20 protein-coding genes, 2 tRNA genes and 1 pseudogene are annotated in these 23,324 nt (G+C 61.7%); 10 read left to right on the forward strand and 13 right to left on the reverse strand.

Annotated features, from left to right (window positions below; genetic code table 11):
* Positions 1 to 12 precede the first annotated feature (12 nt).
* On the reverse strand, positions 13 to 408 hold the full coding sequence (locus P7F60_RS18840) for a DUF2958 domain-containing protein (RefSeq protein WP_038146406.1): 396 nt from the start codon (positions 406 to 408) through the stop codon (positions 13 to 15).
* Positions 405 to 1,367 (reverse strand): zincin-like metallopeptidase domain-containing protein, encoded by a 963-nt coding sequence (locus P7F60_RS18845; protein WP_038146408.1) that lies wholly within the window; start codon positions 1,365 to 1,367, stop codon positions 405 to 407. The genes P7F60_RS18840 and P7F60_RS18845 overlap by 4 nt, the downstream gene beginning before the upstream one ends.
* A 220-nt stretch (positions 1,368 to 1,587) precedes the next feature.
* Here P7F60_RS18845 and P7F60_RS18850 point away from each other — a divergent pair, with 220 nt between their 5' ends.
* The 4 genes from P7F60_RS18850 to P7F60_RS18865 are packed head-to-tail and all read left to right on the forward strand — an operon-like array spanning position 1,588 to position 6,184.
* Positions 1,588 to 2,181, forward strand: a complete 594-nt coding sequence (locus tag P7F60_RS18850) for a DUF6088 family protein (RefSeq protein ID WP_038146409.1) — start codon at positions 1,588 to 1,590, stop codon at positions 2,179 to 2,181.
* Entirely contained in the window at positions 2,174 to 3,190 is a 1,017-nt protein-coding gene (locus P7F60_RS18855) for a nucleotidyl transferase AbiEii/AbiGii toxin family protein (RefSeq protein ID WP_038146410.1), read from the forward strand. The genes P7F60_RS18850 and P7F60_RS18855 overlap by 8 nt, the downstream gene beginning before the upstream one ends.
* Before the next feature lie 19 nt (positions 3,191 to 3,209).
* Positions 3,210 to 3,368 carry a hypothetical protein gene (locus P7F60_RS18860; protein WP_156102950.1) on the forward strand — a complete coding sequence of 53 codons (159 nt, stop codon included), beginning with the start codon at positions 3,210 to 3,212 and terminating at the stop codon, positions 3,366 to 3,368.
* Entirely contained in the window at positions 3,365 to 6,184 is a 2,820-nt protein-coding gene (locus tag P7F60_RS18865; RefSeq protein ID WP_235842196.1) for a UvrD-helicase domain-containing protein, read from the forward strand. The genes P7F60_RS18860 and P7F60_RS18865 overlap by 4 nt, the downstream gene beginning before the upstream one ends.
* Before the next feature lie 134 nt (positions 6,185 to 6,318).
* On the opposite strand, the gene P7F60_RS18870 is transcribed toward P7F60_RS18865, so the two are convergent.
* The 5 genes and pseudogenes from P7F60_RS18870 to phaC form a co-directional block, all read right to left on the reverse strand.
* Positions 6,319 to 7,560, reverse strand: a complete 1,242-nt coding sequence (locus tag P7F60_RS18870; RefSeq protein WP_038146412.1) for a site-specific integrase — start codon at positions 7,558 to 7,560, stop codon at positions 6,319 to 6,321.
* A 194-nt stretch (positions 7,561 to 7,754) separates the two neighbouring features.
* Positions 7,755 to 8,429 (reverse strand): annotated as a pseudogene (radC, locus tag P7F60_RS18875) (DNA repair protein RadC); the annotation flags it as partial.
* 9 nt (positions 8,430 to 8,438) lie between these two features.
* Positions 8,439 to 9,269 (reverse strand): type I methionyl aminopeptidase, encoded by an 831-nt coding sequence (map, locus tag P7F60_RS18880; RefSeq protein WP_277919238.1) that lies wholly within the window; start codon positions 9,267 to 9,269, stop codon positions 8,439 to 8,441.
* An 84-nt stretch (positions 9,270 to 9,353) separates the two neighbouring features.
* Positions 9,354 to 10,076 carry a DNA/RNA nuclease SfsA gene (gene sfsA / locus P7F60_RS18885; RefSeq protein WP_277919239.1) on the reverse strand — a complete coding sequence of 241 codons (723 nt, stop codon included), beginning with the start codon at positions 10,074 to 10,076 and terminating at the stop codon, positions 9,354 to 9,356.
* A gap of 9 nt (positions 10,077 to 10,085) precedes the next feature.
* Positions 10,086 to 11,927 carry a class I poly(R)-hydroxyalkanoic acid synthase gene (gene phaC, locus P7F60_RS18890; protein ID WP_277919240.1) on the reverse strand — a complete coding sequence of 614 codons (1,842 nt, stop codon included), beginning with the start codon at positions 11,925 to 11,927 and terminating at the stop codon, positions 10,086 to 10,088.
* 213 nt (positions 11,928 to 12,140) lie between these two features.
* Here phaC and P7F60_RS18895 point away from each other — a divergent pair, with 213 nt between their 5' ends.
* The 4 genes from P7F60_RS18895 (at position 12,141) to recJ (ending at position 17,308) form a co-directional block, all read left to right on the forward strand.
* On the forward strand, positions 12,141 to 12,542 hold the full coding sequence (locus P7F60_RS18895; protein ID WP_277919241.1) for a hypothetical protein: 402 nt from the start codon (positions 12,141 to 12,143) through the stop codon (positions 12,540 to 12,542).
* Between the two features lie 247 nt (positions 12,543 to 12,789).
* Positions 12,790 to 14,010, forward strand: a complete 1,221-nt coding sequence (locus tag P7F60_RS18900) for an LL-diaminopimelate aminotransferase (RefSeq protein WP_277919242.1) — start codon at positions 12,790 to 12,792, stop codon at positions 14,008 to 14,010.
* A 112-nt stretch (positions 14,011 to 14,122) separates the two neighbouring features.
* Positions 14,123 to 15,445 carry a homoserine dehydrogenase gene (locus P7F60_RS18905; protein ID WP_277919243.1) on the forward strand — a complete coding sequence of 441 codons (1,323 nt, stop codon included), beginning with the start codon at positions 14,123 to 14,125 and terminating at the stop codon, positions 15,443 to 15,445.
* 57 nt (positions 15,446 to 15,502) lie between these two features.
* On the forward strand, positions 15,503 to 17,308 hold the full coding sequence (recJ, locus tag P7F60_RS18910; protein WP_277919244.1) for a single-stranded-DNA-specific exonuclease RecJ: 1,806 nt from the start codon (positions 15,503 to 15,505) through the stop codon (positions 17,306 to 17,308).
* 55 nt (positions 17,309 to 17,363) lie between these two features.
* On the opposite strand, the gene P7F60_RS18915 is transcribed toward recJ, so the two are convergent.
* The 6 genes from P7F60_RS18915 to gloA all read right to left on the reverse strand — a co-directional run bounded on the left by P7F60_RS18915 (position 17,364) and on the right by gloA (position 21,857).
* Positions 17,364 to 17,438, reverse strand: a tRNA-Glu gene (locus P7F60_RS18915).
* Between the two features lie 116 nt (positions 17,439 to 17,554).
* Positions 17,555 to 19,294 (reverse strand): pilus assembly protein TadG-related protein, encoded by a 1,740-nt coding sequence (locus P7F60_RS18920; RefSeq protein WP_277919245.1) that lies wholly within the window; start codon positions 19,292 to 19,294, stop codon positions 17,555 to 17,557.
* Between the two features lies 1 nt (position 19,295).
* A complete protein-coding gene (locus tag P7F60_RS18925) occupies positions 19,296 to 19,712 on the reverse strand; it encodes a TadE/TadG family type IV pilus assembly protein (protein ID WP_277919246.1) in 417 nt (138 codons plus the stop codon).
* Between the two features lie 174 nt (positions 19,713 to 19,886).
* Positions 19,887 to 19,961, reverse strand: a tRNA-Glu gene (locus P7F60_RS18930).
* 149 nt (positions 19,962 to 20,110) lie between these two features.
* Positions 20,111 to 21,139, reverse strand: coding sequence for a D-Ala-D-Ala carboxypeptidase family metallohydrolase (locus tag P7F60_RS18935; protein WP_277919247.1), 1,029 nt, complete (start codon positions 21,137 to 21,139; stop codon positions 20,111 to 20,113).
* Between the two features lie 277 nt (positions 21,140 to 21,416).
* Positions 21,417 to 21,857: a lactoylglutathione lyase gene (gene gloA / locus P7F60_RS18940; RefSeq protein ID WP_277919248.1), complete on the reverse strand. Its 441-nt coding sequence runs from the start codon at positions 21,855 to 21,857 to the stop codon at positions 21,417 to 21,419.
* Positions 21,858 to 22,051: 194 nt separating this feature from the next.
* Between gloA and P7F60_RS18945 the strand changes: the two genes are divergently transcribed.
* Together P7F60_RS18945 and P7F60_RS18950 are read left to right on the forward strand one after the other, a co-directional pair.
* Complete coding sequence (locus P7F60_RS18945; RefSeq protein WP_277919249.1) at positions 22,052 to 22,630, forward strand: cold-shock protein; 579 nt, start codon at positions 22,052 to 22,054, stop codon at positions 22,628 to 22,630.
* Positions 22,630 to 23,124 carry a DUF192 domain-containing protein gene (locus tag P7F60_RS18950; RefSeq protein WP_277919250.1) on the forward strand — a complete coding sequence of 165 codons (495 nt, stop codon included), beginning with the start codon at positions 22,630 to 22,632 and terminating at the stop codon, positions 23,122 to 23,124. Before P7F60_RS18945 ends, P7F60_RS18950 begins: the two co-directional genes overlap by 1 nt.
* Positions 23,125 to 23,324: the final 200 nt, after the last annotated feature.

Raw genomic sequence — 23,324 nt, forward strand, 5'->3', positions numbered from 1 at the left:
GAAACCCGGAAATCAGGCACTCCGGCTTTCTGTATCGGCGGATGTACGGGAATAGCTCGCCCCGACGCGGTAGAGCAGGCGCTCAGCGGCGCGGATACTGCCGCTCTCACGGGCGGCCTCGGCCCAGACCGAGATCGGGAAATCCCCGGTGAACAGCAGATCGCGCTCGATGCCCATTCCGAAGGGCAGCCGGACTGACTGCATTTCGGTAAGGCTCCACGACCCCAGTTCGGGATAGCCGAGATCAGCCAGGCCGAACATGATGTCGCCGTCCTCGTCCAGTTCGGTGGCGAGCCAGACGCCCTCGCCAAGGGGGTTGAAGAACTTCACGACCGGGATGTGATCCTGATCGCGCTGGCGGCCATTTGCCAGCAGGCGGTCGCGCTGTGTGCCGGTGAGGAGGATCATGCCGCGGCCCTCCGGTCGGTTACGCTCGCATCCGGCTCCTCGATCTCCTCGACAGGCAGATGCGACAGCAGCCAGTCCGCCGCCTTGCTGGCCTGCGAGGCTGCGCGGACAATGGCGCGGGAATCCTCGCGCATGACCTCCAGCCACGACCCGATGTAATCGGCATGGCGGACGGTCGGCACGATCCCGAGCGCAGCGCAACTGAAAGCTGCGGCCTGTTCGGCAATCATCTCCTCGAAAGCGTATTTCTTCGAGCCGAACGAGCCGGTCAGATCGCGGCTGAGGCGGCTGTGATGGCCGCTGGCGTGACCCAGCTCGTGCAGGGCCGTCCGGTGCCAGTTGATAGGCTCGAAATAGGCTTGCGGAGGCGGCACCTGCACATAGTCGAGCGAGGGCATGTAGAAGGCGCGATCGCCGCCAATTCGGAAGTCGATGCCGGTGGCCCGGATCAGCGCCTCGACCTGAGGTTCGATCAGGCCCGGCGGCGGTTGCGGCGTGACTGCCGTGATGTCATCGGGCAAGCCATCGCATTGTGCGGCATTGAAGACCGTGAACCGCTTCAGGAACGGTATGGCATGCGCATCCTCGCCAGTCTCGCGGGCACGGCGTTTCTCGTCCTCGGGAGTGAAACGGTCGGCATAGACAACGGTGGTGCCACGCTCGCCCTTTCTGACATTGCCGCCAAGCGAAAGGGCTTGGCGGAAAGTCAGCCACGCCTGACCGGGGAAGCCGTGCTGGATGACAGCGCCCCAAAGGATCAGAATATTGATGCCGGAATAGCTACGGCCGGTTGAAGCATTTCTCGGCAGGCCCAGAGGGGCGGTATTGGGTGACGCGCCCCAGGGCTGGACCCAGGGCAGCCGCCCTTGCTCCAACTCGGCGATGATCTTGTTGGTGATGTCGTCGTAAAGGTTGCTGCGCGCGCCACCTTCTGCGGGGCTGCGATCGTGTCTGGCCATCGGGATGATCTCCGCGACGGGCGCCGGAAGCCTCTCTTCCAGCCCTCAACCCGTCACGGAAAACCCGTCCGCACTCTCACTCTGAAGGGGGCGTTGCGGGGATTCCCCGCAGAAGGGGTAGGCCGAGACCAAGGCTCGGCCTCAGGGGAAGGCTTTCCCCTATCCGGACTTCCTTGAAAACTGTCAGAAACTCGCATATATTTCCGACAGGAGAAAGACGATGACACGGCTGACCGAACAGATTTTGTCGCATGCGACGGGCCTGCCCGAAGGCGCTCCTGTGTCCGCCAAGAGCCTGCTGCACCTCGGAAACCGGGCCGCCGTGGATCAGGCGTTGTCGCGCCTGACGGAGCGCGGGCAACTCATCCGCGCCGGTCGTGGCGTCTATCTGCGTCCCATCGCCAGCCGGTTCGGCACGCGCACGCCTTCGGTCGAGCAGGCTGTCGAGGCTCTTGCAACCCAAAAGGGGGAGGTCATCGTCTCGAACGGCGCTGCCGCGGCGAACGCCCTTGGCTTGACGACGCAGGTGCCCGTCCGCTCGGTCTATCTGACCTCCGGGCGCAGCCGAAAGGTGCACCTCGGCAAGCAGATCGTGGAATTGCGGCATGCACCGCGCTGGCAACTGGCCCTGGCCAACCGGCCGGCGGGGGAGGCCGTGCGGGCGCTGGCCTGGCTCGGCCCGGAAAAGGCAGAGGCCGCGCTCACGACATTGAAGCGGAAGATGCCGCCCGGCGTGTTCGGCGAACTGGTCGCCGCCGCGCCGCAGCTTCCGACATGGCTCGCGCAGAGCGTCGGAAAGGCGGCGTATGGCTGATGTCTTTCTCCAGCTTTCGGCCGAGGACCGGCGCGACGCGCTGGGTGTCGCGGCCGACCGTTCGGGTCGTCCCACCCATCTTCTCGAAAAGGATGTGTGGGTGGTGTGGGCGCTGGCGACCCTCTACGCTGCGCCGCTCGGCGAACATCTAGTGTTCAAGGGCGGCACGTCGCTGTCGAAAGCTTATCACGTCATTCGCCGGTTTTCGGAGGATGTGGATCTGACCTATGACATTCGGGCGATCGCGCCCGATCTGGTCGGGGACAATGGCGAGGGCTTGCCGAAAACGCGAAGCGAGGAAAAGCGCTGGTCCAGCGAGGTCCGTCGGCGGTTGCCGGCATGGGTCGCGGAAACCGTGCAGCCCGTGATCGCGAACGCACTCGCCGCCGAAGGTCTGGCTGCGGCCATCCGCGTCGAGGATGACAAGCTCTTCATCGACTACGAGGCGACCGCGGCCGGGTCCGGCTATGTCGCGCCCAGCGTCATGCTGGAGTTCGGCGCGCGCTCGACGGGCGAACCGGCGAGCCTGCGCGATGTCTCCTGCGACGCCGCCGGCCTGATCGACGGGCTGGTATTCCCGACGGCGCGTCCGCGCGTCATGCACGCGGAGCGGACCTTCTGGGAGAAGGCGACCGCCATCCACGTCTTTTGCCTTCAGGAGCGGCTTCGCGGCGACCGCTTCGCACGACACTGGCACGATGTTGTCCGGCTGGATGAAGCCGGCTTTGCGGAAGCTGCTTTCGCCGATCGCGAGCTGGCCAACGCTGTCGCCCGGCACAAGTCGATGTTCTTCGCGGAGAAAGCCGCCGACCGCACGCCGATCGACTATGCAGCGGCTGTCAGCGGCGGCTTGCAACTCGTGCCGGTCGGCGATGGCGCGAAGGCGTTGGAGGACGACTATGCCCGCATGGTTGAGGATGGGCTGCTCTTCGATGACGCTGAGCCGTTCGAGGCGCTTATGGCGCAGTGCGCCGATATAGTCGCGCGCGCGAACGGCGCAGCCAAATAAGAAACGGGGGCGGGGGAATATGCGCGACGTCGAAGAGGTGCGAAAATCTCGGTTTGTAGGGAGTGACGATGCCGATTCATCGGAACCCGACTGGAACAAGGAGATCGAGAGCGCCCACCAGACGATTTGCGAGATCATGAACAAGAACGTCGCAGGCGCAGACCGGGCGGCTCGATGAAACTGCCAATGCTTGGACGATCCCGCATATACCGGCCCAGCCTTTGGGCGCGCATTTTCTTGTCGGAGAAGTGGAAACTGGCTCTCAGCCCATCTTCGCAGGACCGAGTTAGCCTGACATCGACAGGCGAGGATGAAATTCAGTGCCTTGATATCTCGTCGGTTTCGTCAACCAAGGCCCTGCTTTGGCACACGGTCGAGATCCGGTCGAAGGGCCGTATCGATGCTCTTTCCGGCCTGACCGCCAAGGCGTCTCAGACTTTACGCGACGATTTGCTGGCTTTCGTGAACCAGCATCTCGCGAATCTCATCGATTCCGACAAGGAACGCTTGCGCGAGGTCGATAGCAAGATTCGCGCGATGACCGACAGCAACAGGCAATATCTTGCTCATGCCGACGTCGGCCGGGCGATCGCGAGTGTCCCGGGAAATGCGTCACTGGCATTGGCGCACCCGTTGTTTGATGCCTCTCTGATCCCCGACACCCTAAGAGGCTATCTGCCAACCTCTTTTGCGATGCTCACTGACCCCGGCGTCCGCAGTCGCTACAATGAAAATTTCGTTTTTCACGAGATGCAGAAGTTCGAGGAATTCTTCGCCGACCTTGGGGGATTTTCGCTTTCCCAGGAGCAGCGCGAGGCTTGCATCCGCCTCGAAGACAACAACCTGCTCGTCGCATCCGCTGGATCGGGCAAGTCCGCGACCATGGTCGGGAAAGTTGCCTATGTCCTCGAGAAGGGACTTTACCATCCGAGCGAGATCCTCGTCCTGGCATTTAACAAGAGTGCAGCCGACGAATTAAAGGAACGGATCGCCAGGCAGCTGAACGTCGATGAAGATGCTCTGGAGAGCCGGGTGACGACGTTTCATGCACTCGGTCGGGGGATCATCGAAGAGACGGAAGGTCGCCCACCTCAACTCGCAAACTGGGTCGAGCATCCCGCCGGCGAAGCCCGTGTGATCGACAAGATCATACGCGAGTTGATGGAGGTAAATGAAGAGTTTCGCCGTCTGTGGATCGACCTCCTCTCGATTTTGCCGAAGGCCGACATCCCCGCAGAGGTCTTTGACTCGGAGGCAGACTACAATCGCTACATCGCCGATCGCAACGATAAGGGCGGCAGCACCATCGGTACGCTTGCAAACGTGTATGTGAAATCCCTTCAGGAGCAGCGGATCGCGAACTGGTTGTGGGTCCACTCTGTCGAGTTCGAATATGAAAAGCAGATCTCATTCGAAGAGGAGGACGGGAGCGAACGTTTTGTCCAGCCGGACTTTCATTACCCTCTCACCGACACGTTCCACGAGCATTTCGCGATCAACGCGGATGGCTCCTCGCCCTTTGCGAACTATGCTGAGCATACCAAGGGTAAACGCGCTGGGTACAAGCGCAAAGAGTTGGATTTCTTCGAGACAACCTCCGCACAGGCGCACGAGGGAACGTTGTTGCCACATCTCGAGGCTGAGCTGATCAAACGCAAAATTCCCCTGACTGAGAAAAGTGTCGACGAGATCCTCAAAGCGGTCGAACCAGTGGTGATCACGCATTACCAGAAGCTGATCGGCGTGTGCATCAAACACATTCGAGCGAGCCAGCTTACGCTGGAGATGCTGCTGGAACGTGCAAAGTCCCTGCATGACAAACCGCGCGCGCAGTATTTCGCGCGTGCTGTCTGGCTGATCACCGAAGCCTATTCGCGCAAGCTCGACGAGGCAAAGCGTATCGACTTCGATTCAATGATCGGCGACGCAGTGCGCCTCGTTGAGACGGGGCGCTATCAGAGCCCTTATTCGCTGATCTTGGTGGATGAATTTCAGGATATTTCGGACCCGAGGGCCAATCTGATCAAGGCGCTAAAACACCAGAAGGCTTTCACAAAAGTCTTTGCTGTCGGAGACGATTGGCAGTCGATCTACCGCTTTGCCGGGTCGGACATTACGATCTTCACCCAGTTCGAAGCGAACTTTGGTGCCTGCTGGCAAGGTCGGCTGGAACAGACGTACCGCTGTAACCAGCTTCTCGCTGACACCGCGGCACGCTTTGTCCAGCGCAATCCCGAGCAGATCACGAAGACGGTGCGATCGACGCGCGCCGCCATACCGCGATCAATCCGGATCATTCCGGTCAGCGTGGAGTGGCGCAAGCCAAGCTTCCCGAAAGCCTGCTTCCAACTACTCGATCGCCTGAACACCTTTCTTGAAGGAATTTCAGGACAGTGGCGCCGTGAGGCGGGGCAAAAGCTGAAGGTACTGGTCTTGTGGCGTTACAACTTGTTAGATCCATTTCACGGTCGCCACCCCGAATTTTCGGCGATCGAGGTCGCCGGCATGTCGTTTCATCGGTCGAAGGGCCTGGAGGCCGACTACACGATCCTGCTCGATGTCAGCGAGGGCGACTATGGCGTCCCCAGCCGGATCGAAGATGACGAGCTGCTAAATCTCGTTATCCCGCGTCCGGAGAGGTTTGCCTATGCGGAGGAGCGCCGACTTTTCTATGTCGCAATGACCCGCGCCAGCAGAGGGACGTTTATCCTCTGTAATAGACGCAAGCCTTCACGCTACATTCGCGAGCTTTGCGAGATCGCCGGCAACGAAGTCCGGTTTGAAACCATCGATGGGAGGGAACTCGATCAATGCCCCAGTTGCTTGGTGGGGGAGCTGGTTGAGCGCAAAGGGCGGAACGACACCAGCTTTTTCGGCTGCAATCAATTTCCTGAGTGCCGCCACACCCAGCAGTCAGCTCCAGCGGTGCTTCATCGTGAGCGAACGGGCGAGGGCGTTGTCGTTGAAACCGTAAAACGGGTAAAAGCCGTATAATGCTACTTGTTTGATCGTATCCGTCGCCCCGACATTTCCGGCTGTTCTTAGAATATCTCCGATGGAGCGTCCGCCAAGCTGATTACGATACGCATCGTTTTGTTCTCACTTCCGCCTTATGGGGCACCCGAGGCTCATGCTGCCGCTTTCAGTCGCTTTTTTGCGAGCATGGCGCGGACGAACTTGTCCCATTTCGCCATGCCGGCACGCTTTTCCACCATGTAGTGCCAGCGGTCATAGTGCTTGGAACTGACGTCCTGCAACGCATGGTTCTGGAGGCGGTCGCGGATCTCCTTCGAGATCCCCGCCTTGCCGGTAAGCGTCTTGAAGGTCCGGCGCAGGTCGCGGTTCGTCACATAGGGGATCACGCCGCGGTCCCTCTGGCGCCACATGAACGAGTAAAGCGTGCCGTGGCTGACAGGTTTGGACGGGTCCGTGGCAGACGGGAAGAACCAGCCGTATTCGTTGACGTTGATGGACGCGAGTAGCTCTGCGGCCAGTTCCGGCACCGGAACAGCATGGGGCTGGTCGTTCTTGGTCTTCGACCAGTCGATGATCTTTTCCTTGGCGTCCCACTGGTCGATGTGAAGGCTGGCGATCTCCTGGACGCGCTGGCCGGTCAGCATGATGATCCTGACGGCACGGGTATAGGGCGGATGAACCGGCGTGTCGGGACATTCCAGCCAACGATAAAGCTGTACGAATTCGTCCTCGTCGAGCCAGCGGGTGCCTTTGACCTTCGGTTCGGTCGGAATACCTGTCGCTGGATTGAAGGGGATGCGAAAGCGGCGAGCCGATTGTTGCCGATAGTCGTTGTCGGACTTCATGCCCCAGCCGAAAGCCGCGTGCATGTAGGAACGCACATGGTCTGCCATCGACTTGGCGCCGCGCTCATAGATCGGGCGGATCAGTTCGACGATTTCCTCGGCCTCGATCTCGCGGGCTAGGCGGTTCCGCCCAAGAGTGTCGGCGATCTTGTTAAGGCCCTTCTCCGTCTCCTTCCAGGAGGGCTTGCTGGCGGCCTTTAGTGAAGCGACGTACCCCTCGAAGAGGTCCGCTACAGTGCCGGGGCGGGTGTCGCTTGCGATCTTGATGCTGCGACCTTTCTGGATCACGTCGGCATAGTCGCGCTTGAAAACCTCGCGGGCCTGGGCGAGCGACATCGAGGGGTAAGCGCCGATCTTCTTCTTGGTACGTTTGCCGTCACGCCATTGTTGCGCCATCCAGTCGGCCGTGACGCGCTTCGGCATGGGCTTGAGAACGAGGACGAGTCGGCCGGTGCCTCGCCCGTCGCCATCGGCGAGGTTCTCTTGCTTGCGGCTGATCTCAACGCGCTTCAGCGCGTGTCGGATCGCGGTGTCGGTCAGGGCTGGCATGCGTTCCTCCTTGCCTGAAACTGGGATCGGTCGAGGAGAAACGGGGATCGTTTACTGGGAGCGGAAAGCCGTTTTCTATCCCTTCAACCACCCCCAATTTGCCAAAACCGTCCCCACTACGCAATGCTAAAAATGGAGGGATTTTCTAGTGTTTCAATGTGTTTGAGCGTGATCCTGCGGGATCTAAATGAATGAGTGGGGTGATTATGGACGAGGATTAGCGCGGTGGCGGAAAGCTCCAGCGCCCGCTTGACCACCTCGCGCGGATAGACAGGGGTGTGGTCGACCGTGCCCTTTCCCTGCACCTCGTCGGCGATCAGCGAATTGCGCTTGTCGAGGAACAGGATGCGGAACTGCTCGCGCGGCTCATGCGCCATGGCGGCGTGGCAATAATCGATGACCGACGACCAGGAGGCGAGGACAGGGCGGTCCCTGAGTTCGCTCTTCAGGCTACGGTGGCCGATGGCGGCGATCAGCTTCAGGTCGAGCGCCACGGCTTCGCCCACGCCCTTCACCTCCTGCAACAAGGCCGCCGGAGCGCCGAAAACATCGGCCAGCGTGCCGAAACGGTCAAGCAGCGCCTTGGCGATCGGCTTGGTGTCACGGCGCGGGATCAGCCGGAACAGCAGCAGTTCGAGAACCTCGTAATCGGCAAGCGCGGTATCGCCATGATCGCGAAAGCGGCTGCGCAGCCGCTCGCGGTGGCCGTGATAATGGGCTTCGGGCTCGGCGTCGGTGCGGCCGATTCCCTTGGCGATCTGGTCACGGCTCGGGGCCTGTTCGGCAAAAAACGACCATTCGTCGGCAACGGTATCGTCGGCCGGCGCGAATGATGAATTGTCCGGAGAACCGCCCGGTTCCTTGGCCATGAACCCGCCTTACGCGCGCTTGATGCCGGGCGTATCCAGGCCGGCGGGGGAGAGGGTGAAGATCTCGCAGCCGGTGGCAGTAACGCCGACCGCGTGTTCGTATTGCGCCGAAAGCGAGCGGTCGCGGGTCACCGCCGTCCAGCCGTCGGCCAGCACCTTCACATGCGGCTTGCCGAGATTGATCATCGGCTCGATGGTGAAGATCATGCCTTCGCGCAGTTCCGGGCCTTCGTTGGCGCGGCCGTAATGCAGGATGTTCGGCGCGTCGTGAAACAGGCGGCCGAGGCCGTGGCCACAGAAATCGCGCACCACCGAGCAGCGCTCGGCTTCGGCATAGGTCTGGATCGCCTCGCCGATGGCGCCGGTGCGCACCCCGGGCTTCACCACCGCAATGCCGCGCATGAGGCATTCATAGGTCACTTCCAGCAGCCGCTCGGCGGCGCGCTTGATTTCGCCAACCGGATACATCCGGCTCGAATCGCCATGCCAGCCATCGAGCACGAAGGTCACGTCGATGTTGACGACATCGCCCTCGCGCAGCGGCTTGTCGTCAGGAATGCCGTGGCAGACGACGTGGTTGATCGAGGTGCAGGATGATTTCGTATAGCCGCGATAGTTCAGCGTCGCCGGCAGCGCGCCGTGATCCAGGCCGAACTGCAGCACGAAACGGTCGATGGTATCGGTCGTGACGCCCGGCTTGACGATATCGACGAGCGCATCGAGGCAGCGCGCCGTCAACTGGCTCGCCTTGCGCATGCCCTCGAAATCCTGGCTGTCGTAAAGGCGGATCGCGCCGGTGTTCCGCAAGGGGGCCGATGCCGCATCGATATAATTCACCATGTCTTCGCTTTCGCAATTCGGGGAGTTTCGCCGCGTTTCGAATCGCGCGCCTGCCCGGTGCCTGGTTTTCGTTTTCGTTCCCAGTCATAATGCAGCCGGTGCGGCTTCGTCCATCGCCATCAGGCCGAGCGGCGCAATTTCCGTGGGGCTGACACGGCAGTTGACCGCATAGGCTTCGACGCCGCGCGCCCGCGCCCGCTGGAAAGCGGCATGATAGACCGGATCGAGATCGCCGCAGAGTCGGAAGCGTTGGCAATCCGCCCGCTGCACGAGATAAAGCATGATGGCGCGATGCCCCGCCGCGGCCATATCGGCCAATTCGTCGAGATGCTTGGTTCCGCGCTTGGTGGCGGTATCGGGAAATTCGGCGATGCCGGGCCGGCGCGAGAAATGCACGTTCTTCACCTCGACATAGGCCATGGGCAGACCGCCGCCGCCAAGCAGCAGGTCGATGCGTGAATTACGCCCGTATTTGCGCTCGCGCTCGATGGTGGGGTAGGCGGCGAGATCGCCGACGAGACCCATGCGGATCGCCTCTTCGGCGAGCTTGTTGGGCAGGCCGGTATTGACGCCGACCAGTTCCCCCTCCGTCTCGATCATCTCGAACATGTGCCGATATTTGCGGGTCGGACTGTCGTGTTCGGACAGCCAGATGCGTGACCCCGGCGTCGTCAGGCCGAGCATCGAGCCGGTGTTCGGGCAGGAGCCGGTGATCGGCTCGCCGGTATCTTCCAGCACGGCATCGAACAGGAACCGTTTGTAGCGCTGCACAAGCCGCGCCGGAACGAGAGGAGATGCAAACCGCATGCAAGCGTTTCAGGATTTGGCGAGCACGAAGGAGCCGGGCGCATCCTCGATGGCGTTCAGCGCGGCGCCGCCCGGCTTGCGCGCCGGCACCTCGCGGTCGCCATGCGAGAGGATCCATTGATGCCAGTGCGGCCACCAGGAGCCGGGGTTCTCGGTGGTGTGCTGCAACCATTCGTCATATTCGCCCCTCGGCGCCTCGCCGGTCCAGTACTGATACTTGTTCCTGTCAGGCGGATTGACGACGCCGGCAATATGGCCGGAGCCGGAGAGCACGTATTCCACCGGGCCGCCGAACAACTGGCTGCCGAGGAAGACGGAGAGGGGCGGCGCGATATGGTCTTCGCGGGTCGCCAGGTTGTAGATCGGGATCTTGATGTCCCTCAGCGACACTGTCTTGCCGCCCAATTCCATCTTGCCCTGGGCGAGCGTATTGTTGAGATAGCAGTTGCGCAGGTAGAAGGAGTGGTTGGCCGCCGCCATGCGGGTGGAATCGGAATTCCAGTAGAGCAGGTCGAAAGGCATCGGCACCTGCCCCTTGAGGTAGTTGTTGACCACATAGGGCCAGATGAGCTCGGAGGCGCGCAGCATGTTGAAGGCGGTCGCCATCCGCGATCCCTGGAGGTAGCCGTCCTTGCTCATCTGCTCCTCGAGCGCAGCAAGCTGCTCCTCGTCGACGAACACCTTGAGATCGCCGGCATGGGTGAAATCCACCTGGGTGGTGAACAGTGTCGCGGTCTTGATGCGGCGGTTCTTTTCCTTGGCGTGCAGGGCGAGCGTCGCCGCCAGCAGCGTGCCGCCGACGCAATAGCCGATGGCGTTGACGTCCTTTTCGCCGGTGGCCTTTTCGATGGTCTCCAGCGTGAAATCGATGCCCTCCCGGGCATAGGCCGTCCAGTCCTTGTCGCGATGGCGCTCGTCGGGGTTGACCCAGGAGATGACGAAGACAGTATGTCCCTGGTCGACACACCATTTGATGAAGGATTTCTGCGGGTTGAGGTCGAGGATATAGAACTTGTTGATCCAAGGCGGGCAGATCATCAGGGGGCGCTTCAGCACCTTGTCGGTCGCCGGCTCGTACTGGATGACCTGACAGACGTCGCTCTGGGCAATGACCTTGCCCGGCGTCAGCGCGATATTGACGCCGATGGCGAATTTCGTGGCATCGGTCTGGCGCAGGCGCAACTCGCCGCCGCCGGCGCGAATATCCTCGGCCAGAAGCGCCATGCCCTTGACGAGATTGGCGCCGCTGCTCGCCACCGTCTCACGATAAAGCTCGGGATTGGTGGCGACGAAGTTGGCCGGCGACAGAGCCGCCATGATCTGCTTGACGTAGAAGGTCGCCTTGTGGCGGGTGTGCGGGTCAAGGCCTTCGGCCTCCTCGACCATCTTTTCCGCCCAGTCCGATGTCGTGACATAGACCTGGCGCAGGAAGTCAAAGAAGGGATTGCGTTGCCAATCCTCGTCGGCGAAACGCTTTTCCTTCTTCACCGTCTCCTCGGCGGCCGCCTCGCCGCTCATGCGGCTGAGCGACCGGGTCCAGACATTGAAGAAACTGCCCATCAGTTGCGTCTGCGCTTCCAGGGCTCGCTTTGGATCCGACATCCAGTATTCGCTGACGCGGGACATGGTCTTGATCATGTCGGTGGCCGGATCGGCAACGGGATCGACGCGCTCGCCGCGTTCGCGCGGCGCCAGCCAGGCGGACGCGGCCTTGCCGAGGTTTTCCAGGGTGCGGGCGAAATTCATCGCCATCGCTTCCGGATCCTTGACGATGTAAGGTTGCACGCTGTCGGCGTCGAAGCTGGGGAAGAGCTTGCCGCCGCTGGCGGTTTTCTTGTCGTCCTCGCTCATATTGCCTCCACATGCACTGGTTGATTTCGTCCATCCATCCTGCATGAACTTCATCACGGTTTCCAGCGATTTGCGCGCAAGTCTCTTGCATTGAAGGAGCGGGAAATCTACTAAGCTCGCAGGCGCACGCCACAAGGGTCAAAACTCAATCAGCAGAACGCCCAGGCTGTTTGAGTTTTGACCCTTGGAGGACCAGATAGGCGGAACGACGACATGGCAACGATCGCAACGACGAAGACGACGGGTCTAACTCTCCTCGCTCTGGCCGTCTGCGCCGCCGCCATGACCGGTTGTACGGCGATCGATTTTTCCAAGCCGCTGCCGCCGCGTGCCGCCGCGCCCGTCGTCACCGTCACACGCGATCCCGAGACGCTGCCGCGCGACAGCGGCCCGCGCATCACCGGCACCTATCCGAGCTTCTCCGAGCCGCTGACCGCGGCCAACACACAGATGAGCGACCAGGACGCGGTGAAGATGGAGCACAATCTCTCCTCGCTCGCCAAGGCCCGCCGCTCGGGAAGCATTTCCGAGGCGGAATACAAGCGCCGGGTCGAGGAAATGCGCAAGCTCGCCGCCAGCCATGGACCGCAGACGCAGGCCGAGATCGCACAGTAAAGCCGGTCACGCCGAAGCGCGTGACTTTAGGACTTGCGTTTCGGCCTTTTTGGACGCAAATCGTTCGGGGTCCGGGGCTGGTTAAAATCTGTCGTGAAAGCGGCGGATTGCCGTTCGGGTCAAAGAAATACCGTATCTTCGTGTCTATCAGTCTCTGTGCCGCCGGCGTTTTGAACGGGCGGCGACTGATCTGAAACAGGATGAACTTGCGCAAGGGATGGCCCTTGCGTTTTCCATGGGGTGAAAGATGGAAGAATTCCACAAAGTCCGGCGCTTGCCGCCTTATGTCTTCGAACAGGTCAACCGTTTGAAGGCGAGCGCGCGAGCGGGCGGCGCCGATATCATCGATCTCGGCATGGGAAATCCCGATCTTCCCACTCCGAAGGCCATCGTCGACAAGCTCTGCGAAGTGGTGCAGGATCCGCGCACCCACCGTTATTCGTCCTCCAAGGGCATTCCCGGCCTGCGCCGTGCGCAAGCTGCTTATTATGCCCGCCGTTTCGGCGTGAAGCTCAATCCCGAGACCCAGGTCGTCGCGACGCTGGGCTCCAAGGAAGGCTTCGCCAACATGGCGCAGGCTATCACCGCGCCGGGCGACGTCATCCTCTGCCCGAACCCGACCTATCCGATCCATGCCTTCGGCTTCCTGATGGCCGGCGGCGTGATCCGTTCCCTGCCGGTCGAGCCGGATGACAGCTTCTTCGCGCCGCTGGAGCGCGCCGTGAAGCATTCGATCCCCAAGCCGCTGGCGCTGATCATCAACTATCCATCCAACCCGACGGCTTATGTCGCCACGCTCGATTTCTACAAGGACGTGATCGCGTTTGCGAAGAAGCACGACCTTATCGTGCTCTCCGATCTTGCCTATTCGGAAATCTATTTCGACGAGAAGAACCCGCCGCCGTCCGTTCTGGAAGTGCCGGGGGCCATGGACGTGACGGTGGAATTCACCTCCATGTCGAAGACCTTCTCCATGCCGGGCTGGCGCATGGGGTTTGCCGTCGGCAACGAGCGGCTGATCGCAGCCTTGACCCGGGTGAAATCCTATCTCGACTACGGCGCCTTCACGCCAATCCAGGTTGCGGCCACCCATGCGCTGAACGGCGACGGTTCCGACATCGCCGAAGTGCGCAACGTCTATCGCCGCCGCCGCGACGTGCTGGTCGAGACCTTCGGCAAGGCCGGCTTCGACGTGCCGCCGCCGGCCGCGACCATGTTCGCCTGGGCGAAGATCCCGGAAAAGTTCCGCCATCTCGGCAGCCTGGAATTCTCCAAGCTCTTGGTGGAAAAGGCAGACATCGCGGTTGCGCCGGGCATCGGCTTCGGCGAGCAGGGCGACGATTACGTTCGTATCGCGCTCGTCGAGAACGAACACCGCATCCGCCAGGCAGCGCGCAACCTCAAGCGCTTCCTTTCGGCGGCAGACGATACGATGCACAACGTCATTTCCTTGAACGCGCATCGTTAAAAGGCATGTCGCGCAAAAGCGTGAAGCGGTTTTGCGATAACGACATGCGATGAAAGACTCTAAGGCGGCCGGATCTCCGGCCGCTCTCCACCTCGAAAATCAGGAAAATCCTATGTCAGATGCCCTTAAAATCGGCATTGCGGGCTTGGGCACCGTTGGGTCTGCCCTTGTCCGCATCCTCCAGGAGCGCAAAGAAAAGCTGGCCGTCACCTGCGGCCGGCCGATCACGATCACGGCCGTCAGCGCCCGTGACCGCACGCGCGACCGGGGCATCGACATGACGACCACCGCCTGGTTCGACGATCCCGTCGAACTGGCGGCCAAGGCCGATATCGACGTCTTCGTCGAACTGATGGGCGGCGCCGGCGATCCGGCCGATGCCGCCGTGCGCGCCGCGCTTTCCCGCGGTCTGCATGTCGTCACCGCCAACAAGGCGTTGCTGGCCCGTCACGGCGTCGAACTGGCGAAGATGGCGGAAGAGAAGGGCGCGCTTCTGAATTTCGAAGCGGCGGTCGCCGGCGGCATTCCGGTCATCAAGGCGCTGCGCGAGTCTCTGACCGGCAATGCGGTCTCGCGCGTCTACGGCATCATGAACGGCACCTGCAACTACATCCTCACCAAGATGCAGAGGGAAGGCCTTTCCTTTGCCGAATGCCTGAAGGAAGCCCAGCGCCTCGGCTATGCCGAAGCCGACCCGGCCTTCGACATCGAGGGCAACGACACCGCCCACAAGCTCGCCATTCTGACAACGCTGGCCTTTGGTTCGCAGATCGCCCCCGACGACATCTATCTCGAAGGTATAACCAATATCTCCATCGAGGATATCCGCGCCGCCGAGGATCTCGGTTATCGCATCAAGCTGCTCGGCGTTGCCCAGCGGACCGAGACCGGCATCGAGCAGCGTGTGCATCCGACGATGGTGCCGCTCGATTCGGTCATCGCCCAGGTGGACGGCGTTACCAATGCGGTGGCGATCGAATCCGACATTCTCGGCGAACTGCTGATGGTCGGGCCCGGCGCCGGCGGCAATGCCACGGCATCGGCCGTGCTCGGCGATATCGCCGACATCGCCAAGAGCCGTCCGGGCGCGCAGGACGTGCCGGTGCTCGGTCGTCCGGCACGGGAGCTGGAGCCCTATCGCCGTGCCCGGATGCGCAGCCATGAAGGCGGCTATTTCATCCGTATGACTGTCGAGGATAAGGCTGGTGTGTTCGCCGGCATCGCGACCCACATGGCCGAAAACCGCATCTCGCTGGAATCGATTGTCCAGCGGCCGCACAAGCATGTCGATGCCGCCGAGCCGAAGACGATCATCCTCGTCACCCATGCAACGATGGAAGACGCCGTCCGTAAGGCGGTTGCAGCCATCAAGGGCGATGGTTATCTGATCGGTGAACCGCAGGTGATCCGCATCGAGCGCCCGCGCGAGGCCTGATTATAGCTTTGGGCACCGTGGATCGTCTGCGACATGCATTCGCGATAGGGAAACACGATGCCTGAACTGTCCGCCGATCCCGTCCAGCGTGCCTTTCTCGGAGTCGAACGCTCCGCGACCGGGCAGCGCTGGATATCGCGGCTGGACCAGGCCGGGCAGAACCGGGCGCTGGCGATTGCCCAGACGCATGGCCTGCCGGAGCTGACCGCGCGTGTGCTCGCCGGCCGTGGTGTCGGCCTCGATGACGCCGTCACCTTTCTCGACCCCACCTTGCGCGGCCTGATGCCCGATCCGCTGAGCTTGGCCGATTGCGACAAGGCCGCCGACCGCCTCGTGCGGGCCATCCGGAAGCAGGAAAAGATCGCCATCTTCGGCGACTACGATGTCGACGGCGCGGCGTCCTCGGCGTTGATGCACCGCTTCCTTGCCCATTTCGGCATCGATGCGCCGATCTACATTCCCGACCGCATCTTCGAGGGGTACGGCCCCAATCCCAATGCCATCAACCAGTTGATCGATCGCGGCGCGCAATTGATCGTGACGGTCGATTGCGGCTCGACCAGCAACGAGGCCTTGCAGGCCGCCGCCGATCGCGGCATCGACGTCGTCGTCATCGACCATCACCAGATGGCCCACGACATGCCGGTATGCCATGCACTGGTCAATCCCAACCGCGAGGACGACCTGTCGGGGCAAGGCCATCTCTGCGCCGCTGGCGTCGTCTTTCTCGTGCTGGTGGCGACGGCCAAGAAGCTACGCGAGGCCGGTGACAACAGAGCCCATACGCTCGACCTGCTGCGCTGGCTCGACCTGGTTGCGCTGGCGACCGTCTGCGACGTGGTGCCGCTGAAGGCGCTGAACCGCGCCTATGTCGTCAAAGGGCTGATCGCGGCGCGTCATATGGGTAATGTCGGGCTGGCGGCGCTGTTCCGCAAGGCGGGGCTGGGCGGGCCGGTCTCGCCCTATCACTTCGGTTTCCTCATCGGCCCGCGCATCAATGCCGGCGGCCGCATCGGTGATGCCGCGCTCGGCAGCCGGCTCTTGACCCTCGAAGATGCCGGCGAAGCCGAAACCATCGCCGCCAAGCTTGACGAACTCAACCGCGAACGCCAGGCCATGGAAGCGATCATGCTGGAACAGGCGGAGGCTGAAGCAGCCGCCGAATATGGCGACGGCTCCGCGGCCAGCGTCATCGTCACCGCCAGCGAAGGCTGGCATCCCGGCATCGTCGGCCTGCTGGCCTCGCGTCTCAAGGACAAGTTCCGCCGTCCGGCCTTCGCCATCGCACTCGATCCTTCCGGCAAGGGCACCGGCTCCGGCCGCTCGATCAGCGGTTTCGACATGGGCCGCATGGTGCGCGCCGCCGTCGATGAAGGCTTGCTGGTCAAGGGCGGCGGTCATGCCATGGCGGCGGGCCTGACTGTCGAACGCGACAAGCTCGGGCGGCTCCGCCACTTCTTCGATGAGCAGGCGGGCAGAACCGTGGCCTCGCTGGTGTCCAACGAAGTGTTGAAGATCGACGGCGCGCTCGGCGCATCCGGCGCGACGCTGGCGCTGATCGACCAGCTCGAATCGGCCGGGCCCTATGGCGCCGGACATCCGCAACCGGTCTTCGCCGTGCCGTTCCATCGCGTCGTCGATTCGCGACCCATCGGCGTGGCGCATGTGAAGGCGACATTGGAAGCCGGTGACGGCACCCGCCTCGACGCCATCGCCTTCCGTGCCCAGAATACCGCGCTCGGTGATCTGCTCCTGCAGTCGCGCGGCCAGCAGATCCATGTCGCCGGATGTTTGAGCGCCGATTTCTGGCAGGGAACGCGCCGCGTGCAGATCCGCATCCTCGACGCCGCCCGCGTGACATGAAAACGGGCGGTGGCAATCGCCGCTCGCAAAATCAGCATATAAAGGGGAAGGCAAGTGGCACGCCCTAGGGGAGTCGAACCCCTCTTTTCAGAATGAAAATCTGACGTCCTAACCGATAGACGAAGGGCGCGTGTCGCTTGTGAGCGCCCTTATAATCAGAGCCCGCATATCCTGCAAGCGGGAAAATCACAGGCGTCGAACTTTTTGACGCCTGTGGAAAACTGACGCGATTTCCGTATGATAAGCCTATTGCACCAGCACGGGATTGCTGCAGCGCACAGCGCTGACCCGCACATCGGCTTCCCCGACCCGCACGCCGAGCAGCAGCAGCGTATTATAGAGCAGCTCGTCGATCGGCGCGGTGACCGGCGCCAGCGCCGAAGCGAGGGCTGACTGAACATTGGCATTGGTGGCCAGCGGCAGGCCGAGAAGGTCGATCCTGAGATCGAGGTTTTTCAGGAGTGTTGTCACCAGTGAGGTCAGCGTGTTTCGCGTCGAGACCGTCTTGAGCTGATGTGCGGCGATCTCGCTTGCCGAGAAGCTCATGCGTGTCGGCTGGAGGTTGCCCGCCGTCACATGCGCCTTCGCCCAGATCTTCAGCAGCAGCGAGTCGACGATGCGGGTTTCGGTGACGCGTGGCGTCGAGGAGAAGTTCTGGAATGCATTGGGATTGACGTCGCCGAGCGCCACCTCAGCGACCGCCGGCACGACGTCGACAGCGACGGTAGCGTCAGCGCTGCCATGGCCGGTGCAACGGATATCGGCCAGCCGCGCCTCGGCAGAGGCGACCTCGATGTAAAGCGGCACATGGATCTTCAGGCCGGCAAGGATCGCCAGTCCGTTGATGGATGTATCCAGCGTCAGCCGTGTCTGCGCGGTACGCACCATCGAATTGACGCCGCCGACGCGGATGGCGGGCGTATCGACCATCGGCTCACCGATCGCAACCTTCAGCTTCACCTCCGCCAGCCCCGGAATGCCGGCGCCGAGATCGACGGCGATCTGGTTGCCGCCATTGGCGGCGACCGCAGCGGCATTGACCAGCTCCAGTACGCTGGCCGTGACCGAGAGATTGTCGTTGCTGCCGACGAGATTGTTGCCGATCGAACCGAGATGGGCCAGTCGCTCGAGGCGCAATTTGAGCGCGGTCTTGCCGAGGGATTTTCCCAACGCGTTGAGAATCGCCTGCACGTTCGGCGTGATCCCCGTTGTCGTGCCCAGCGCCGTGAGAAGCTGCCCATAGGTAATGTCGGTCTTCAGAAGCTCGTCATAGGTGAGGGCGGTCAGCTTCAGGTCGGTCGCCAGCGTATCCATCGTCTTCAGCAGGTTGACGTCGAGATCGGCCAGCGCCCGGTAATCCATGGCCTTGAGCGATATCTTCGTGCCGAGCAGCCCGCCGAGGATCGCGTTGGCCAGCCCGTCCTGCACGCTGGCCAGCCGCGAGCCGAGGCTGAAGGCGGCATATTTCTGGGCGCTGGCCGTACCCCGGACGGCGAGCGACGGCGCACTGGCGAACAGGCCGGAGAAATAGGTCTTCGCCGGCTCCTCGATGACGACACGCACGGCATCCGCCGGCGTCGCATCGGCGACGAATCGCTGGCCGACGGCGGCGGTCGGATCGGCGACATAACGGCCGCGCTCGACGACGGCGATACCGTCATACAGCGGCTGCGTGCGCGAATCGAGCGCCAGCAGGTCGCCACGCGGCGTCAGCAGCCCGTCGCTTCGGCGCACGAGGATGTTGAGATTGTTGGCGAGAAAATGCTCGGCCACGATTTCCTCGGCGTCGGACGGTCGGGCGGCGGCGACGATGGCCGCCAGATCGGCGGCATTTTGCGCCTGGCGTTTCTGCAGTGCCATGGCCCCGAAATCGACGCCAAGCCCCAGCGACAGGATGACCAGCGGCGCCGTCAGCGCCGTTGTGATGGCGATATTGCCGCCGCGCGCGGCACGATAACGACGAAACAGCGTCGACAAACCAGTCATGTCACAAACCTCCCATACGAATGGTTGCGTAGCGATGGATTTGGCTTTCGGGCATTGCGAAGGTGTACAGGCCCCAGATCGGCAGCGACGACGCGTCATAAGTGAGCGCGACCACGAATTGGCGCGGATCCTGCGGGTCGTCCGAAACCTGGACATCGAGATCCTCGGCCCGGATGAATGGATATCTGATCGTTGCGGAATTGATGAAGGCGGTCGCGAGATCGGTGCGTTCCTGCGACGAAAGCCCGGCGACGGCGGTGCGCGCCGCGTCGGCGGCAATCTGCTGCACGCTGTAGGCCGTGCTCAGATAAATGCCTGTGGCGATGAAGCTCAGGAGCAGCATGAGGAATAACGGTGCAATCAGCGCGAACTCGACTGCTGCGGCACCTCCGTTTGAAGACAGCATTTTGCGAAACATCGCGCTTCTCCATGGCGAGCATTTCGAATGCTATATGTAACCATGGATTGTACTAACGGATGGTTTAAACCTTCAGTTACATTTCGTTGCGGATACAACTTTTGCGTCGGGGAGTGAAAACAAGTCGGCAGCCGCTCAGGGCGGCAATCATTCAGCGGCTTGCGGAAAAGAAAGTGGCACGCCCTAGGGGAGTCGAACCCCTCTTTTCAGAATGAAAATCTGACGTCCTAACCGATAGACGAAGGGCGCGTGCGCTTTGGTAGGCGCGTTATAGTGAGAGCTTTCGAAACCTGCAAGCGTGAAATGCGTTCGGGAACAAAAAAATGACAAATCGACGACAACGGGCGGTAAGACGATAGGCGATGAAAAACAAGGTCTTATTGCCTGGGCGGCCGAGCTCATACCTCGTCGCGGCGGCAGCGCCAGTTCCAGTCGCGCGGACGACCGATATCGATATGCACCGAAGGCGTATGGCAATAGGTGCCAACCCCGCCACGGCTCGGTTGGGCGCGCAGGAATTTCGCCAGATCCCACTTGGAAACTCCGGCGAGCTGGATATCGGCCGCGTCGCATTTCATATGCAGCGAATGCAGCGCGCCGCCGACCCGGCGGTTGTGCGTTGGATCGCGATAACCGGAGGTCACCAGGGCTTGGGTGCCGAAATGCCGTTCGGCGCTTTTGATCAGTCCGACCAGTTCCGGCTTGAAGCAGCCGACTTGTACGTCCGGGCGCTGGATGCGCAAGCCATGGGCGGCGTTGCGCGCCATGCCGGAGAGCGAGGCCAGTTTCATCAGCCCGCCTGGCGCGTCGTCTCCATCCTCCGGCGTGTAGAGGTTCTTGCTGGCATAGAAATTCGCCGCCATGGCCAATGGAATGTCATCGGCGCCGATATAGTCGTTGCGGCGGAAGGGCAGGCCGGCGAAACGCGGATCGACCTTCTGCGCCTTTTGCGAAAGGGGGCTAGGCGCTGCGCTTGGTGCCTTCGGTGCCTGCTGTTGGATGCTGTTGACCGCCGGACTCGCCGACGGCGTCGGTGCGAAAGCGGGCACATCGGCGGCTGTCGGCTCCAGCGGTGCAATCGTTGCGGGTCTCGGCGCCGCAAAGATCGATGCACGGCTGGGATTGATACCGGTCGGCTGCAAGGCAAGGCCGCCGATATTCGGTTGGACCTGCATCGGCGTGCTTGCCATGTCCGCGGTCGGCTGGAGTTGCTCGCTTGCCGCAAGCTGCGGCTGTCGGACAGGTGCGGCAAGTGCAGCGCGCGGCTTGCCGGCGATCTGTTGCGCCTCCTCCTGCGCCAGCGGCACGATCTGCGGGTCGAGGCCGAGCTGGGCGGCATCGAGCTTGCCGTCGCCCGGCTTTTGCGGCGCCGTCACACAACCCGCCAGAAGCAGCAACAGGCCGGCCGAAGCCAGCCTGAGGCTCAATGACGTTCGATTCGCCGTCGTGAAGTGTTCGATACGCAAGCGTAAGACCCATTTCCCATGGGCCGGGGCAATCATGCCGACCGGCCACGCGGCAATGCCCGGGTTTTGCCCTGGGATCGCCATCGCTCCATGACGCGGAAATAGCAGGCGGGACTTGCGCTAAGCTGTCATCAGAAGCATTTCCAGGGAGAGCGGAGGCCGGTTTCTCAGCTGGAAATGCACCAAAACAAGGAGTTAAGCGTTCCCGCGCCTCAAAGAGGGCGGAAACGCTCCAGGCTTACCAGCTTCCGGTGTTTTCCATCGAAGCCCAGGGCTCGGCCGGCGGCAGGCTTTCGCCCTTCTGCAGGATCTCGATGGAGATCCCGTCCGGCGAGCGCACGAAAGCCATGTGCCCGTCACGCGGCGGCCGGTTGATGGTGATGCCATTGTCCATCAAATGACGGCAGAAATCGTAGATATCGTCGACTTCATAGGCGAGGTGGCCGAAATTGCGTCCACCGGTATAGTCTTCCGTATCCCAGTTGTAGGTCAGTTCCAGGCAGGGCGACAGTTTCTCGCGCGCGGTTTCCAGATCGTCGCGGGCCGCAAGGAACACCAGCGTGAACCGGCCCTTTTCATTTTCGTAACGACGAATTTCCGTCAGCCCAAAGACTGTGCTATAAAAGCGCAGTGAGGTATCCAGATCCTTGACCCTGACCATTGTGTGTAGATAGCGCATCGGCTTTTCTCCCTATGTTTGCGGGCGGATATTTGGCTCGAAAACAGCTTCAAGCAAGCCTTGTCCGTTAAAAAACGACAGAGGTAAATCGAAACTAGGACTTGCGCGAAACGGTTGCCGAGATGTTAATTTGATCGTCAAGAATCAGTTAACCGCAGCGGGTGTGTGGCGCGTAATCGAGGGGCTGGCAAAAGATGGTGGACAAGATTTCGTCGAAAGGCGTCACTTTTTTCGAGGAATTCTCGAGTGAGCCCGTCGAACTGATCGAGGTGACGGGAGTCGTCAAATGGTTTGATGTCGCAAAGGGGTTCGGGTTCATTATCCCGGACAATGGAATGCAGGATGTTCTTCTGCATGTCACCTGCCTGAGGCGCGACGGATATCAAACTATTCTCGAGGGCACGCGCATCGTCGCGCTGGTTCAGAAGCGCGATCGCGGATACCAGGCTTTCCGCATTCTTTCGATGGACCAGTCGACCGCGATCCATCCCTCGCAACTGCCGCCGGTGCGCACCCATGTGCAGGTAACACCGACGAGCGGGCTGGAGCGAGCCCTGGTCAAGTGGTTCAATCGCACCAAGGGCTTCGGCTTCCTGACGCGCGGCGAAGGCACCGAGGATATCTTCATCCACATGGAAACGCTGCGTCGCTTCGGCCTCACCGAACTGCGTCCCGGCCAGGTCGTTCTGGTGCGCTTCGGCAATGGCGACAAGGGCCTGATGGCGGCGGAAATCCATCCGGATACGCCGAGTTTTCCCGGCAGGTCGCATTGATGGCCGTGCATTGCTTTTCGCGATCTGTAAAAAGCGCCGCTGCGGCGCTTTTTCTCTTTCTGTCGGTTCTGGGGTTGGCCGAGGCTTCGGCGGACGAGATCAACTTCCCGTCGGAATTGCTGACCGTGATTTCAGCCGGCGGCACGAAGCATCAGTTCCTTGTCGAACTGGCGACCAGCGACGAACAGCGCTCCCGTGGCCTGATGTTTCGCAAGCATATGGACGCGGATGCCGGCATGCTTTTCGATTTCGGTGTGACTCGCCGCGTCAGCATGTGGATGATGAATACCGAGATCCCGCTCGATATGCTGTTCATCGGCGAGGGTGGCGCCATCCACCGCATCCACCGCGAGGCGGAGCCGATGTCTCAGGCGATTATCGACTCTCGTGGTCCCGTGAAATATGTGCTGGAGATCAACGGCGGCCGCGCCGCGGCCCTCGGCATCCGCGAAGGCGACCGGGTCATCAGTCGCCAGATCGGCAACGATCGATAGAGTGTTTTGCCGCATTGTCCCACGCCGAAGCGATCTCGCTTCGGCTGGAAATGCTCCAGGGAGTCGACAGTGAAACTGCGAGGTTCCGGGCCGCCTGTCCATAGCAGGCGGCTTTTGCATGTCGCATGGCGATCAACGCCACGTCCTGCACCACGGATCGAATCAAAAAAGGCCGGGCATGACCCGGCCTTTCGATAGGA

The organism is Rhizobium sp. YJ-22, from assembly GCF_029601685.1.
Taxonomy (GTDB): domain Bacteria; phylum Pseudomonadota; class Alphaproteobacteria; order Rhizobiales; family Rhizobiaceae; genus Metarhizobium.